At 74.0% G+C, this 13920-nt stretch carries 14 protein-coding genes and 1 pseudogene; 10 read left to right on the forward strand and 5 right to left on the reverse strand.

Features of this window, described 5'->3' with window-relative positions; genetic code table 11:
* Positions 1–44: 44 nt before the first annotated feature.
* Complete coding sequence (locus tag GA0070215_RS00955; protein ID WP_196806675.1) at positions 45–485, reverse strand: (deoxy)nucleoside triphosphate pyrophosphohydrolase; 441 nt, start codon at positions 483–485, stop codon at positions 45–47.
* Between the two features lie 184 nt (positions 486–669).
* Here GA0070215_RS00955 and GA0070215_RS00960 point away from each other — a divergent pair, with 184 nt between their 5' ends.
* From GA0070215_RS00960 to GA0070215_RS00980, 5 genes are all read left to right on the forward strand, one after another.
* The gene (locus GA0070215_RS00960; RefSeq protein WP_018784696.1) at positions 670–978 is read left to right on the forward strand and encodes a 4a-hydroxytetrahydrobiopterin dehydratase; all 309 of its coding nucleotides are present in this window, start codon (positions 670–672) and stop codon (positions 976–978) included.
* Positions 979–1010: 32 nt separating this feature from the next.
* Positions 1011–1373: a PH domain-containing protein gene (locus GA0070215_RS00965; protein ID WP_018784695.1), complete on the forward strand. Its 363-nt coding sequence runs from the start codon at positions 1011–1013 to the stop codon at positions 1371–1373.
* A 23-nt stretch (positions 1374–1396) separates the two neighbouring features.
* The gene (locus tag GA0070215_RS00970; protein ID WP_091040958.1) at positions 1397–2107 is read left to right on the forward strand and encodes a SanA/YdcF family protein; all 711 of its coding nucleotides are present in this window, start codon (positions 1397–1399) and stop codon (positions 2105–2107) included.
* Between the two features lie 207 nt (positions 2108–2314).
* Positions 2315–3043 carry a class I SAM-dependent methyltransferase gene (locus tag GA0070215_RS00975; protein ID WP_091040960.1) on the forward strand — a complete coding sequence of 243 codons (729 nt, stop codon included), beginning with the start codon at positions 2315–2317 and terminating at the stop codon, positions 3041–3043.
* A 132-nt stretch (positions 3044–3175) separates the two neighbouring features.
* On the forward strand, positions 3176–3667 hold the full coding sequence (locus tag GA0070215_RS00980) for a GNAT family N-acetyltransferase (RefSeq protein ID WP_018784692.1): 492 nt from the start codon (positions 3176–3178) through the stop codon (positions 3665–3667).
* Positions 3668–3911: 244 nt separating this feature from the next.
* Here GA0070215_RS00980 and ychF read toward each other — a convergent pair whose 3' ends face one another.
* Genes ychF through GA0070215_RS00995 form a run of 3 tightly spaced genes read right to left on the reverse strand, consistent with a single transcriptional unit; the run spans position 3912 to position 6345 of the window.
* A complete protein-coding gene (gene ychF / locus GA0070215_RS00985) occupies positions 3912–4997 on the reverse strand; it encodes a redox-regulated ATPase YchF (RefSeq protein ID WP_018784691.1) in 1086 nt (361 codons plus the stop codon).
* A gap of 58 nt (positions 4998–5055) precedes the next feature.
* Positions 5056–5802: a Type 1 glutamine amidotransferase-like domain-containing protein gene (locus GA0070215_RS00990; RefSeq protein ID WP_091040962.1), complete on the reverse strand. Its 747-nt coding sequence runs from the start codon at positions 5800–5802 to the stop codon at positions 5056–5058.
* Positions 5803–5832: 30 nt separating this feature from the next.
* A complete protein-coding gene (locus GA0070215_RS00995; RefSeq protein WP_091040964.1) occupies positions 5833–6345 on the reverse strand; it encodes a MarR family winged helix-turn-helix transcriptional regulator in 513 nt (170 codons plus the stop codon).
* Between the two features lie 93 nt (positions 6346–6438).
* Here GA0070215_RS00995 and GA0070215_RS28785 point away from each other — a divergent pair.
* A pseudogene (locus tag GA0070215_RS28785) lies at positions 6439–7260 on the forward strand (EamA family transporter); the annotation flags it as partial.
* A gap of 149 nt (positions 7261–7409) precedes the next feature.
* On the opposite strand, the gene GA0070215_RS28790 reads toward GA0070215_RS28785, so the two are convergent.
* Positions 7410–7874 carry a hypothetical protein gene (locus tag GA0070215_RS28790; protein WP_231394717.1) on the reverse strand — a complete coding sequence of 155 codons (465 nt, stop codon included), beginning with the start codon at positions 7872–7874 and terminating at the stop codon, positions 7410–7412.
* Positions 7875–8116: 242 nt separating this feature from the next.
* Between GA0070215_RS28790 and GA0070215_RS01005 the strand changes: the two genes are divergently transcribed.
* From GA0070215_RS01005 to GA0070215_RS01020, 4 genes are all read left to right on the forward strand, one after another.
* Positions 8117–9568, forward strand: coding sequence for an AlkA N-terminal domain-containing protein (locus tag GA0070215_RS01005; protein ID WP_091040968.1), 1452 nt, complete (start codon positions 8117–8119; stop codon positions 9566–9568).
* Entirely contained in the window at positions 9565–10077 is a 513-nt protein-coding gene (locus GA0070215_RS01010) for a methylated-DNA--[protein]-cysteine S-methyltransferase (protein WP_091040970.1), read from the forward strand. The genes GA0070215_RS01005 and GA0070215_RS01010 overlap by 4 nt, the downstream gene beginning before the upstream one ends.
* Positions 10078–10114: 37 nt before the next feature.
* On the forward strand, positions 10115–11935 hold the full coding sequence (locus tag GA0070215_RS01015; RefSeq protein ID WP_091040973.1) for an ABC transporter ATP-binding protein: 1821 nt from the start codon (positions 10115–10117) through the stop codon (positions 11933–11935).
* A gap of 140 nt (positions 11936–12075) precedes the next feature.
* Positions 12076–13908, forward strand: a complete 1833-nt coding sequence (locus GA0070215_RS01020; protein ID WP_244166836.1) for an ABC transporter ATP-binding protein — start codon at positions 12076–12078, stop codon at positions 13906–13908.
* The last annotated feature ends 12 nt before the right edge of the window (positions 13909–13920 follow it).

The following is a 13920-nucleotide window of genomic DNA, read 5'->3' on the forward strand; positions in this document are numbered from 1 at the left end:
CGGCTGTCCGGTTCGCCGGGCGAACCGGCCCGCGGCGCGTTCGCTCAGGGGGCGTCGAGAAGCGGCCGCAGCGCGGCCACGATCGGCACGTCGGCCGGCAGCCAGGCGACGCTGTCCAGCTCGGCGGCGGACAGCCAGCGCAGTTCGGCGTGCTCCAGTGCCTTCGGCTCGTCGCCGTGCAGCAGACGGGCGGCGTAGACGCGCAGCACGGACCGGCCGTGCGCCATCCGTACGTCCCGGCCGACGCGCGCGCCGACCGCCACCCGTACGCCCAGTTCCTCGGCGCACTCCCGGGCCAGCGCGTCGACCTCGGTCTCGCCCGGCTCGACCTTTCCGCCCGGAAACTCCCAGCGCCCCGCCACCTCGGGGGGCGCGGAGCGCTCGCATGCCAGCACCCGGCCGCCATCGATGATCGCCGCTCCGACGACCACCCTCGGCTCCCGCCGGTCGGCCTGCCCGCTTCCGCTAACCCGTTCGGTCCGCACGGGCCACCAGCGTGCCAGATCAATCGGCGGTTTGGGTAGCTGCGTCCGCCGTCAGGTCAGCAGAACACGGAAGTGTGGGCGTGGACACACCATCTGAGCGGCGAGAGACTAGAGGGCGTCGACTGGGACACGGGATGGCGACGATTTGGCCACAAGCCGGCAACGACGCCTGGGAGGTGCGGTGATGCGCGTGCTGTTCAGCGGCCGAGCGAAGCACGACTACCTCAGCGACGCACTGGCCCTGCTGTCCGGATGGACGCGCGAGGGCGAACAGATCCGCCGCACCATCGTCCTCGACGACACCCAGCACGCCGCGCTCACCGAGCGGGTGGCGGTGGTGGCCGACGCACTGCGACTGCGTCCCGAGATCAGCCGCCGGGCCGACCGTACGCAGATCAGGCTCGGGCACGGCGACGGCGAGCCACTGACCGAGGGTGAGGTGTTGCTCGCGGCACGTATCGAGGATGCGGTCCGCGCGGTCACCGAACCCTGAGCCGTTGGCACGCCCCGCCTACCCTCGGGTGCATGTCTGGCCCCACGTACGACCGCAAGGAACAGTTCCAGCAGATCCAGAGCGGGTTGCTGCCCGGTGAGCAGATCATCGCCGTCTACGACGCGGTGGGCACCGGCACCGGATTCATCGGCCTGACCGACCGGCGGGTGATCATCCAGGACCGCTCCTTCGTCGGCAAGCGGTACGCCATCACCAGCATCCCGTACTCGAAGATCACCAGCGTGAGCGTGGTGAGCAACAAGTCCTGGGGTGGCTCGTTCTTCTCCACCGGGTCGATCGCGGTGCACGTCGGCACGCACACCTACGAGGTCGAGTTCCGGGGCGCGGAGAAGAGCCACCACGTGCACAACGTCATCCTGCACCACATCTCCTGACCCCGCCTGGCACAATCGCCGCCATGCGAGGGCTGGCAGGGCGATGGCGGGCCTGGGGCGACCGCCGGCGGGCCGTACGGCTGGCCGGCCGCCTCCTGGTGCTCGCCATGGCCGCCGTGGTACTGCTTGGCACCGCCACGGTCGCCAGCGTGAGTTGGGTCCGCGGCGCCGCCGAGGGTCGCCTGTTCGACGCCGCGGACGTCCCGCAGACGCCGGTCGCCCTGGTGCTGGGCACCAAGGTGGCGCCGGACGGCACGCCGGCACCGTTCCTGGCCGGCCGGCTGGAGATCGCCCGCCGGTTGTACGCCGCCGGCAAGGTCCAGGTGCTCCTGCTCTCCGGCGACAACATGGACCGGGACTACGACGAACCGGGCGCGATGCGGCGCTGGCTCGTCGACAGGGGCGTCCCGGCGGAGAAGACGGTGCTGGACCACGCCGGGTTCGACACGTACGACTCGTGCGTGCGCGCGCACCGCGTCTTCGGGGTGCGGCGGGCCACTGTGGTCACCCAGTCGTTCCACCTGCCGCGCGCGGTGGCGCTCTGCCGCGACGCCGGCATCGACGCCGTCGGCGTCGGCGACGACACCGCCCGCCGGCACGCCGGCCAGTGGCGGATCAGCTCCACCCGGGAGTACGGGGCGTGCGTCAAGGCCGCCGTGGACGTGCTCACCGGACGTGACCCGGTGCACCTCGGCCGCCGGGAGGCCGGAGTGGACGACGCGCTGCGGGCGTAATCCGGTTGTCCCTCCGGCACCGTTGCTGGTCTGCTGAACCCTTCGAAGCCGACCGGAGGGAGCACCGCCATGCCACACGCTGCGAAGCCCAGCCGACCCGTCGTCACCCCATCCGAAACGAGGCTTCGTGTTGTCGTACCCCATTCCGGCGGAGGTCACTGACCTCTCGCCGCGTCGCGTTCCTTCCGCCCGGCGGGAGAGCGCGTGATGTCCGTCTTCGACGATCCCGGCCTGTTCGGCCGGCTCTGGGCCGCCACCTACGACGGCCCCGGCAATCCCGACCCCGCTCCGGCCGTCGACTTCCTCGCGCCGCTGGCCGAGGGCAGCCCGGTGCTCGAACTGGCGGTCGGCACCGGCCGGGTGGCCCTGCCGCTGGCCGCCCGCGGCCTCGCCGTGGAGGGCGTCGAGGCGTCCCCGGAGATGGTGGCGCAGCTGCGCGCCAAGCCGGGCGGCGCGGACATGCCCGTCACCGTCGGCGACATGGCGGACGTCCCGGTCGCCGGGCCGTACCGTCTGGTCTTCCTGGTGTTCAACACCCTGTTCAACCTGGTCTCGGAGGAGCGCCAGGCGGCGTGCTTCCGCAACGTCGCCCGGGTGCTCGCGCCGGGCGGGGCGTTCGTCACCGAGACCTTCGTGCCCGACCCGGCGGACTTCGACCGGGACGAGCAGGTCCAGGTGCGGGAGGTCGCCGAGGACTCGGCCACCATCCGCCTGCACCGGTACGACCGGGCGGCGCAGACGTTCGTCCGCCAGACCGTCACGTTCGACGCCGACGGCGTGCACCTCAAGCCGTTCGCCATGCGGTACGCCTGGCCGGAGCAGATCGACGAGCTGGCCGAGCGGGCCGGGCTGCGGCTCACCGAGCGGTACGCCGACTGGGACCGGACGCCGTTCGACGAGGACAGCCGCTCGCACATCTCCGTCTACCGGCGGTAGCGCCCGCACGCCGAGGGGCCGGGCGCTACCGCTCTGGCCCCTCGGCCGGCGGGCGGCGGCCACCCTCAAGCCCTCGATTCGGGCAGTCGCGCGACTACGCTGACGACCGCCGGGTCCGGACAGGAGGGGCCGATGACCGTCACCGTCGCCGCCATGGACGACTCGCACGCCGAAGTCGTGCTGGAGATCTACCGCCTCGGCATCGCGGAGGGGAACGCCACGTTCGAGACCGAGCCGCCGGTCTGGGCGCGCTTCACCGCCACCCGGCTGCCCGGCCACCGTTGGGTGGCGCTCGACGAGACGGGTGCGGTGCTCGGCTGGGTGGCCTGCTCGGCGGTATCGGACCGCTGCGTCTACGCCGGCGTGGTGGAGCACTCCGTCTACGTGCACCCGCAGGCGCGCGGGCGCGGCGTCGGCCGGTTGCTGCTGGACGCGCTGATCGCCTCCACCGAGGCGGCCGGGATCTGGACCATCCAGTCCGGCGTGTTCCCGGAGAACACCGCGAGTCTCGCGCTGCACGCCACGTGCGGCTTCCGGGTGGTCGGCACCCGCGAGCGGGTGGGCCGCCACCACGGCACCTGGCGGGACGTCACCTTGATCGAACGCCGCAGCCCCAGGATCTGACCCCCGGGTCCGGTTCCGATGATCAAGGAGTTTGTGTCCGGTCGGCGCGGTCCGGATGACGTAAACCCCTTGATCACCGGGTTGATCAGGCGCCGACCAGGTGACGGCGCACCAAGGCGGCGTCGCTTGCAGAGGGGCTCATCGCTCGTGACTCAGGGGCCGTGAGCGGCGGTAGGGTCCACCGCGGTCCATGGGCGTCCGGCGTTGCTCGTGCTCATCTTCCCCAAATAGCCCAGCTCGGGTGTCAGACGTTGAAGCGGAACTCCACCACGTCGCCGTCCTGCATGACGTACTCCTTGCCCTCGATCCGGACCTTGCCGGCGGCCTTGGCCGCCGCCATCGATCCGGCCTCGACCAGGTCGTCGTAGGAGACCACCTCGGCCTTGATGAAGCCGCGCTGGAAGTCGCTGTGGATCACCCCGGCGGCCTCCGGCGCGGTCGCGCCGACCGGGACGGTCCAGGCCCGCGCCTCCTTGGGGCCGGCCGTCAGGTACGTCTGGAGCCCGAGCGTCCGGAAACCCACCCGGACGAGCTGGTTCAGGCCGGGCTCGGACTGCCCGATCGACTCCAGCAGCTCGCGGGCCTCGTCCTCGGGCAGGTCCACCAGCTCGGACTCGATCTTGGCGTCCATGAAGATCGCCTCGGCGGGCGCGACCAGGCCGCGCAGCTCGTCGAGGAACTCCTCGTTGCCCAGCTCAGCCTCGTCCACGTTGAAGACGTAGAGGAACGGCTTGGTGGTGAGCAGGTGCAGCTCACGCAGGTGTTCCAGCTCGACCTTCGCGGCGGCGGCGCCCGCGTACAGGGTCACGCCGTTGTCGAGGACCTCGACCGCCTTCTTGGCCGCCTCGACCGCGGCGGCCCGGTCCTTGCGGAGCTTGGCCTCCTTCTCCAGCCGGGGCAGCGCCTTCTCCAGCGTCTGGATGTCGGCGAGGATCAGCTCGGTGTTGATCGTCTCGATGTCGTCGGCCGGGGAGACCTTGCCGTCGACGTGCACCACGTTCGGGTCGGAGAACGCGCGCACCACCTGGCAGATCGCCGAGGCGTCGCGGATGTTGGCGAGGAACGCGTTGCCCCGGCCCTGCCCCTTGGACGCGCCCCGGACCAGGCCGGCGATGTCGACGAACGAGACCGGCGCCGGCAGCACCTTCTGCGAGGAGAAGATCTCGGCCAGCTTGGCCAGCCGCTCGTCGGGCAGCCCGACCACGCCGACGTTCGGCTCGATGGTGGCGAACGGGTAGTTCGCGGCGAGCACGTCGTTCTTGGTCAGCGCGTTGAACAGGGTGCTCTTGCCCACGTTGGGCAGGCCGACGATGCCGATGGTGAGACTCACGACGAACCAGCTTACGCGGTTCGCCGCTCACGCCGGGCAGGCAGGTCCGCGACGCCGGTCACTGCGACGCGGCGGACAGCAGGCGCGGCTCGATCCGGGTCTCCCGGGCGGTGCCGTCCTCGGCGCGGACCAGCTCGTACGCGGCCACGCCGGGACGGTCCGCCACCGCCTCGGCCAGCCGGGTGCCCCGGTAGATCAGCCCCACCCCGTCGTCGGTGCAGTGGCTCGCCGGCAGCGTGCCGTCGGCGACCAGCCGGTGCATCAGCGGACGGCGCTGCTCCTCGCTGTCGTAGTGCACGCCGTTGCCGTACGGGAGCCAGCCCAGCCCTTCGGTGAAGGGTCGCAGCGCCGGGCCGTAGCTGTCGGTGGCGCCGCCGGTGTGCCAGCAGATCGAGCCGGCGGAGACCCCGCCGAGCACCACGCCGGCCTGCCAGCACTCGTGCAGGATCTCCGGCAGGCCGTGCACCCGCCAGACCGCGCAGAGGTTCGCCACGCTGCCGCCGCCGACCCAGACGATGTCCTGCGCGAGCAGGTGCGCGCGGATGTCCTCGACGTTCGGCATCGGGTAGAGCGCCAGGTGGGAGGCGCGGAACCGGGTGCCGGCGAAGGCGCCGTAGAAGACGGTGAACCCGGTCGGCTGGTCGCCGGTGGCCTGGCCGAGGTAGCAGACGCGGGGCGCGTCACCGGCCCCGGCCAGGTCGGCCATCAGGTCGAACAGGGCGCTGGGCCGCGCGTCCCAGGGGCCACGGCGACGGCTGGCGAATCCCATGCTGGTGGCGACGATCGTCGGTTCGGTGGCGGGCACGGTTGTCCTTCCGGGCGGTGGCGGTGCCGATCATTGTGCCGGATCCGCGGGCCCGGCCTCGGCCGCGGCGAGCAACGCGCGTAGCAGATCGGCCAGCCGGTCCCGGTCGGCGGGCGGCAGCGCGTCGAGGATCCGCCGCTGCACCGCGAGCCCGGCCTCGGCCGACTCCTCGACCACCCGGCGGCCGGTGTCGGTGAGGGTGACCCGCAGCGCCCGCCGGTCGGCCGGGTCCGGCGAGCGCCGCACCAGGCCCGCTCGTTCCAGGCGGTCGAGCCGCCCGGTCATGCCGCCGGAGGTGAGCATCAGCGAGGCGGCGAGTGCCTTCGGCGCCAGCGTGTACGGCGATCCGGAGCGCCGCAGCGCTGCGAGCACGTCGAACTCGCCCCGGCCGATGCCCCAGCCCGCGTACGCCTTCTCCTGGTCGTCGCCGACCAGCCGGGCCAGCCGGTAGATGCGGCCGAACACGGCCATCGGCTCGGGCCGCATACCTGGTCGTTCCCGCCGCCACTGCTCGACGATCGCGTCCACCTCGTCGCCTGTCACGGCTGCCGATTGTGCCGCACGTCCCACTTCCCCTTTTCGCTCGGGCCTGATTAGCTTAGCGCTAAGATACTTAGGAACGAGAAAGGGGCCGCCGTGAACCCCCGCTGGACCGACGTCGCGCTCACCGCCGCCGCACCGATCACCTGGGGCACCACCTACCTGGTCACCGCCGAATTCCTTCCCCCGGACCGGCCGCTCTGGGCCGGGGCGATCCGCGCCCTGCCGGCCGGTCTGCTGCTGCTCGCCCTGACCCACCGACGACCACACGGCCGCTGGTGGGGTCGAGCCGCAGTGCTCGGCGCGCTGAACATCGGGGTGTTCTTCCCGCTGCTGTTCCTCGCCGCGTACCGGCTCCCCGGCGGCACCGCCGCCGTCCTCGGCGCCGCGCAACCGCTCCTGGTGGCGGTCCTGACCGTCGCGCTGCTCCGCGACCGCCCCACCCGGCCGGCGCTGGCCGCCGCCGTGGCCGCGCCGCTCGGCGTGGCCCTCGTGGTGCTGCGTCCGGGCGCCGGCCTCGACCCGCTCGGCGTCGCCGCCGGCCTGGCCGGGGCCGTGACGATGGCCGCCGGGCTGGTGCTCACCCGCCGCTGGGGCCGGCCGCCCGGAGTGGGCGTCCTCGCCGTGACGAGCTGGCAGCTCGTCGCCGGTGGCCTGATGATCGCGCCGGTCGCCGCCGCCGTCGAGGGCGCGCCACCAGTGCCCGACGGACCGGCACTTCTCGGGTACGCGTGGCTCGGGCTGGCCGGCACCGCGCTGGCGTACGTGCTGTGGTTCCGGGGCGCGGCGCGACTGCCGGTGTCCCGGGTGTCGGTGCTCGGCGCGCTCAGCCCGCTCACCGCGGCGGCGCTCGGCTGGGCGGTGCTCGGCCAGGCACTCGACCCGGTCCAGCTCACCGGGTTCGCGGTGGCAGTGGGGGCCATGGTGCTCGCCCAGATGCCGGACCGATCGTCGCGCCCGCAGCCGGGCGGCGACGCGGACGCGCCGACGGCGACCGGCACGCGGGCCGGTTCGGGCGGCCCGACGGCGGCACCGGCCGGCCACGCGTCGGTCGGATGGCGGCGCGGTCAGCCGGCCCGCAGCCGGCGCCAGTCGTCCGGCCACGCGTCGGCGGCGATGCCCTCGGGCAGCACACCGGCCGGTAGCTGCGCCGCAGCCGCGAGCGGCAGCGTGAACCGGTGCGCGGCGGCGGGACCGGCCGCGTACGACCGGTCGAGCAGCCAGCGCACCTCGTCGGCGGTCCAGCCCAGGCCCGAGCGGGCGGCGATCTCGCGGACCAGCCGCAGGCCGACCCGGGTGTCGTCGTCGTAGAAGCGCATGCACCAGTGGTGCGCCCACATGCCGAGCGCGCGCAGCCCGTCCGGGTCGAGCGAACCGGCCAGCCGCCCGCAGGCGGTGTCCGCGAAGGGGCGACCGGGGTCACCTGCCCGGTCGCGCTCGATCGCGCCGTACGCGGCCGGCGCCACCACCCGCATCCGCTCGTAGAAGCCCTCCACCACCGCGGCGTCCAACGGTGCCCGCCCCGATCGCATCAGTGGACACCCCGCCCGGCCACGCTCGCCATGCCCCGCACCTCTTCTTGAGTTGGTGGCGGGACGCTACCGACCACTTACGACACTTTCTCGGGTCCGTCGGCCATGATCCACGCCACCTCGGCGGAGTGGCGGTGTCCCGGGGCCCGGGACACCGCCACTTCCCCGGGCTGGCGCGACCGCCGCACGTCATGTCCGAATCCCGCCAGCCGCGCCCGGGAGCTGCGAGGCAGGATCGTGGCATGGAGCTGGACTTCGAGCGGTGCTATCGAGCCGTCGACAGCCGCGACCCGCGGTTCGACGGCTGGTTCTACACCGGCGTGACGTCGACCGGGATCTACTGCCGGCCGTCCTGTCCGGCGATGACGCCGAAGCGGCGGAACGTCCGGTTCTTCCCGTCCGCCGCCGCCGCCCAGGGGGCCGGGCTGCGGGCGTGCCGCCGGTGCCGGCCGGACGCGGCACCGGGCTCACCCCAGTGGGACGTCCGGGCCGACCTGGTCGGCCGCGCCATGCGCCTGATCGCCGACGGCGTGGTGGACCGGGACGGGGTGCCCGGGCTGGCCACCCGGCTGGGCTACACCGAACGGCACCTGCACCGGATGCTCCGGGCCGAACTGGGCGCCGGTCCGCTGGCACTGGCCCGGGCCCAGCGCGCGCAGACCGCCCGGCTCCTGATCGAGACCACCGGCCTCGGCCTGGCCGACGTGGCCTTCGCCGCCGGGTTCGGCAGCGTCCGGCAGTTCAACGACACGGTCCGCGAGGTCTACGGCGGCACACCCTCCGAGCTGCGGACCGGCCGGCGTGACCCGGCGGCGACCACCGGTGCGGGCACGCTCTCGCTGCGGCTGGCACACCGGCCCCCGCTGCACGCGGGCGCGCTGCTGGACTTCCTCGCGCTGCGCGCGCTACCCGGCGTCGAGGTGGTCCGCGACGGCACCTACCACCGTGGGCTGCGCCTGCCGCACGGTCCCGCCACGGTGGCGCTGACCCCCGCCGACGGCCACATCGACGCCACGCTGCGGCTGGCCGACATGCGCGACCTGGCCCCCGCGGTGGCCCGCTGCCGCCGCCTGCTCGACCTGGACGCCGACCCGGTCGCGGTGGACGCCACACTGGCCGCCGACCCGGCACTGGCCCCGGCCGTCGCGGCCGAACCCGGCGTCCGGCTGCCGCACGCGGTCGACGGTTTCGAGCTGGCCGTCCGCGCCGTCACCACCCAGCAGGTCTCGCTGGCCTCGGCGCGGACCACGCTCACCCGCCTGCTCGCCGCCACCCGAACCGCGAGCGGGGCGGGTGCCGACGACCCGGCGGACGGCCTGGTGGCCTTCCCCGGCCCGGCGGAGCTGCTCGCGGCGCCCGACACGGCGTTCCGGATGCCGGCGGCACGCCGCGAGACGCTCCGGGCGCTCGCCCGCGCGGTCGCCGGCGGCGAACTCGACCTGGAACCCGGCGGCGACCGGGAGGAGGCGGTCCGGCTCCTGGCCGCGGTGCCCGGCGTCGGCCCCTGGACCACCGGCTACCTGGCCATGCGCGCACTCGGCGACCCCGATGTCGCCCTCACCACCGACCTGGGCGTACGCCGCGGCGCAGCAGCGCTCGGCCTGTCCGACGACCCGAAGACCCTGTCCGCGTACGCCGGCCACTGGCGCCCCTGGCGGTCGTACGCGACCATCCGACTCTGGAGAGCAGCATGAGCACTGTGGACAGCACCGTCATCGGCACACCCGCCGGCCCGTTGAGCGTGCTCGCCGGCCCGACCGGGGCGGTACGCGCGGCGGGCTTCACCGCCGACCCGGCCGCTCTGCTGCCGTTGATCCACCCGAGCCTGCGCGGCGCACCGCGGGAACGGGCCGACCTCGGTCCGGTGACCGCGGCCGTGCGGGCCTACCTGGACGGCGACCTGGCCGCGATCGACGCGGTGCCGGTCGAGCAGCACAGCGGCGGCCTCTTTCTGACGCACGCCTGGCAGGTGCTGCGCGACGTGAAGCCCGGCGGCCCGGTCACCTACACCGGGTTCGCCGCGCTGGCCGGGCGACCCGCGGCGATCCGGGCCGCCGCGGCGGCCTGCGCGCGCAACGCCGCCGCGCTGTTCGTGCCCTGCCACCGGGTGCTGCGCACCGACGGCTCGCTCGGCGGATACCGCTGGGGGTTGGACGTGAAGAAGTGGCTTCTCGGGCATGAGGGACGGGTGACGGCTAGCTGACAGCCGGACTGTCACCCCCGGCGGCTACCGTCGGGTAGTGCCCGCGTCCAGCGACGGCAACCCCGCGGCGCATACCGACGCCCGGTCCCAGCCGCTGCGCAACCTCTGGCGGCTGCGGCCCTACCTGCGCCCGTACGCGATGGAGTTCGCCTGGCTGCTGATCGCGGCGCTGGCGGCCACCGCGGCCAGCCTGGCCGTTCCGCTGGTGGTGCAGCGGGTGGTCGACGGGCCGGTGGCCCGGCACGACGAGGCCGGGCTGGTCCGGCTCGGCGCCCTGGCACTGCTGCTCGGCGTGGCCGAGGCGGTCCTCATCTTCATCCGCCGCTGGACGCAGTCGTCGTCCTCGGTGGGCATGGAAGCCGCCATCCGCGCCGACATCTACGCCCACCTGCAACGGCTTCCGGCCGGCTTCCACGACCGCTGGCAGTCCGGCCAGTTGCTGTCCCGGATCACCAGCGACCTCTCGGTGATCCGGCGGTTCCTCTCCTTCGGGCTGCTGTTCCTGGTGCTCAACCTGGTCACCTACGCGGCGGTGGTGGCGCTGCTGATCCGGCTGCACCAGTGGCTGGGGCTGCTGGTCGCGGCGAGCGCCGTACCGCTGTTCCTGATCAGCCGCCGCTTCGCCCGCCACTACCACGCCGCGTCGCGCCGGATGCAGGATCAGCAGGGCGACGTCGCCACGCTGGTCGAGGAGACCGCGCTGGGGTTGCGCACCATGCGGGCGTACGGGCGGGGGCCGGAACTGGCGGCCCGGTTCACCGTCGGCGCGCGCCGGCTGCACGACACCGGGATCGGCAAGGCCCGGCTGCTGGCGCGTACCTCCGCGCTGTTCGACCTGGTGCCGAACCTGACACTCGGCGCGGTCCTGGTGGCCGGCGCCGCGGCGGTCGCCGACGGTGTGCTGTCCATCGGGGCGCTGGTCGCGTTCGTCAGTCTCCAGCTCATGCTGATCTGGCCGGTGCAGTCGCTGGGCTGGATCATCGCCAACGGCCAGGAGGCGGCGACCGCCGCCGACCGGATCCAGGAGGTCCTGGACACGCCGCCGACCATCGTGGACGCTCCGCACGCCCGGCCGCTCGCCCGGGGCGAGGTACGTGGCCGGCTCCGCTTCGAGGGGGTCGGCTTCCGCTACCCCGGCACGTCCGCGCCGGTGCTGAGCGACCTGAACCTGACCGTCGAGGCGGGCGAGACGATGGCGCTGGTCGGCGTCACCGGCTGCGGCAAGAGCACGCTGCTGTCGCTCGTCCCCCGGCTGCACGAGGTGACGCGCGGCCGGATCACGCTCGACGGGCACGACGTGCGTGACCTGCGGCTGGAGTCGTTGCGCCGGCTGGTCGCCGTGGCGTTCGAGGAACCGACGCTGTTCTCCATGTCGGTCTGGGAGAACCTCACCCTGGGGCGGCCGGACGCGGGCGAGGACGAGGTCCGGGCCGCGCTGGCGCTGGCCCAGGCGGAGTTCGCGTACGAGCTGCCCTGGGGGCTGGCCACCCGGGTGGGTGAGCAGGGGCTGTCGCTGTCCGGCGGGCAGCGGCAGCGCCTCGCGCTGGCGCGTGCGGTGCTCGGTCGGCCCGCGGTGCTGGTGCTCGACGACCCGCTCTCCGCGCTCGACGTGCACACCGAGGCGCTCGTCGAGGCGGCCCTGCGCCGGGTGCTGCGGGACACCGCCACCACGACCCTGCTGGTGGCGCACCGCCCCTCGACGGTGGCCCTGGCGGACCGGGTGGCGCTGCTGGACGACGGCCGGATCGTCGCCGTCGGCACCCACTCGGAGCTGCTGGCGCGGGTGCCCGCCTACCGGGCGGTGCTGTCCGCCGAGCCGGAGCGACGAAGCGACGGCGTCGGCCTGGTGCGGTCGTGACCGGCCGCGCGCCGCGGGTACCCCGGCCCCGCGACGCGCCGAACGGCTCCGGCACGACCGGCGCGCGCGGCGGCAGCGGTGACCCGGCCCCACCGGGCGGCCACGCGACGACCGGCGCGCACGACGACGGCGGTGCGGACCTGTCCCACTGGCGGGGACGGGCCACCGATCCGGACGCCGACCGCAGCCGGGCCGAGGACTCGTCCCCCGCGGCGGTGACCCGGCTGCGTACCCGCAGCCGGCTCCTGCTGCGGCGACTGCTGCGCCCGCACCGCCGGGCGCTCGGGCTGGCGGTGGCGTTGCTGCTGGCCCAGAACGCCGCCGCCATGTCCGGGCCGTACCTGGTCATGCTCGGCATCGACCGGGGCATCGGCCCGCTGCGGGGCGGCGACCCCGGCCCACTGATCGCCGTCGCCGTCGCGTTCGTGGTCGCCACCGCAGTCGAGTACGCGGCCCGGCGCGCGTTCCTCACCCTCGCCGCCCGGATCGGCCAGGCCGTCCTGCTGGACCTGCGCCGCCGGGTGTACGGGCACTTCCTCCGCCTCGACGTCGGGTTCCACGAGCGCTACACGTCCGGGCGGATGGTGTCCCGGCTGACCAGCGACCTGGAGTCGATCGCCGAGCTGGTCGACGGCGGCATCGACAAACTGGTGATGGCCGGGCTGTCAGTGCTGTCGGTGGCGGGCATCCTGCTCTGGCTGGATCTGCCACTGGCCGCGGTGACGCTGCTCGCGTTCCCGTTCCTGTTCGTGCTGTCCCGCTGGTTCGCCCGCGCCTCGGCCGGGGCGTACCGGCGCACCCGGGAGGCGGTGGCGCTGGTCATCGTGCACTTCGTCGAGTCGCTGCGCGGCATCCGGGCCGTGCAGGCGTACCGGCGCGAGGAGCGCAACGACCGCATCTTCGCCACCGTCAACGACGACTACCGGCGCTCCAGCCTGCGCGCGTTCCGGCTGATCGCGATCTACTCACCGGGCATCCGGCTGATCGGCAACCTGACCACGGCGGTGGTGCTCGGGTACGGCGGCTGGCGGGTGCTGGGCGGCGGCGTGGAGGTGGGCGTGCTCGCCGCGTTCCTGCTCTACCTGCGCCGGTTCTTCGAGCCGATGGAGGAGCTGAGCCAGTTCTACAACTCGCTCCAGTCGGCGACCGCCGCGCTGGAGAAGCTGGCCGGGGTGCTGGACGAGCGGCCCGCGGTGGCCGAACCGGAGCGGCCGGTGCCGCTGCCGGCCGGGCCGTCGCGCGGGGCGGTCACCTTCCACGCTGTCGGCTTCGGCTACCGCCGCGGGACGCCGATCCTGTCCGGCCTGGACCTGACCGTGCCGCCCGGGCAGACCGTCGCGTTGATCGGGCCGACCGGGGCCGGAAAGTCCACAGTCGCGAAGCTGCTGGCCCGCTTCCACGACCCGGACGCGGGCGCGGTCCGTCTGGACGGAGTGGACCTGCGCGATCTCGCCGACGCCGAGCTGCGCCGGGCGGTGGTGCTGGTGACCCAGGAGACCCACCTGTTCAGCGGATCCGTGGCCGACAACATCAGGTTCGGCCGGCCCGACGCCGACGACGAGACGGTGGTCGCGGCCGCGCGGGCGATCGGCGCGCACGACTTCATCGCCGCGCTGCCCGACGGGTACGCCACCGACGTGCACCGCCGCGGCGGCCGGCTCTCCGCCGGGCAGCGGCAACTCGTCGCGTTCGCCCGGGCGTTCCTCGCCGACCCACGGGTGCTGATCCTGGACGAGGCGACCTCGTCGCTCGACGTGCCCACCGAACGGCTGGTGCAGCGGGCGCTGCACAACGTGCTGCGCGACCGTACCGCGTTGGTGATCGCCCACCGGCTCTCCACAGTGGAGATCGCCGACCGGGTGCTGGTGCTCGACGACGGCCGGATCGTGGAGGACGGCCCGCCGGCCGAACTGATCGCCGCCGACGGCCGCTACGCCGCCCTGCACCGCCAGTGGCGCGACTCGCTGCTGTGACTCTCCCTCCCT

The sequence above is a fragment of the Micromonospora marina genome, from assembly GCF_900091565.1.
In the GTDB taxonomy this organism is placed as follows: Bacteria; Actinomycetota; Actinomycetes; order Mycobacteriales; family Micromonosporaceae; genus Micromonospora; species Micromonospora marina.

Coding starts and splice junctions, on each gene's coding strand:
- GA0070215_RS00970 (WP_091040958.1), top strand. CDS start 1,397: ATGCGAGGGCTGGCAGGGCGATGGCGGGCCTGGGGCGACCGCCGGCGG.
- GA0070215_RS28790 (WP_231394717.1), bottom strand. CDS start 7,874: ATGCGATCGGGGCGGGCACCGTTGGACGCCGCGGTGGTGGAGGGCTTC.
- GA0070215_RS01010 (WP_091040970.1), top strand. CDS start 9,565: ATGAGCACTGTGGACAGCACCGTCATCGGCACACCCGCCGGCCCGTTG.
- GA0070215_RS01005 (WP_091040968.1), top strand. CDS start 8,117: ATGGAGCTGGACTTCGAGCGGTGCTATCGAGCCGTCGACAGCCGCGAC.
- GA0070215_RS00975 (WP_091040960.1), top strand. CDS start 2,315: ATGTCCGTCTTCGACGATCCCGGCCTGTTCGGCCGGCTCTGGGCCGCC.
- GA0070215_RS00980 (WP_018784692.1), top strand. CDS start 3,176: ATGACCGTCACCGTCGCCGCCATGGACGACTCGCACGCCGAAGTCGTG.
- GA0070215_RS00965 (WP_018784695.1), top strand. CDS start 1,011: ATGTCTGGCCCCACGTACGACCGCAAGGAACAGTTCCAGCAGATCCAG.
- GA0070215_RS00960 (WP_018784696.1), top strand. CDS start 670: ATGCGCGTGCTGTTCAGCGGCCGAGCGAAGCACGACTACCTCAGCGAC.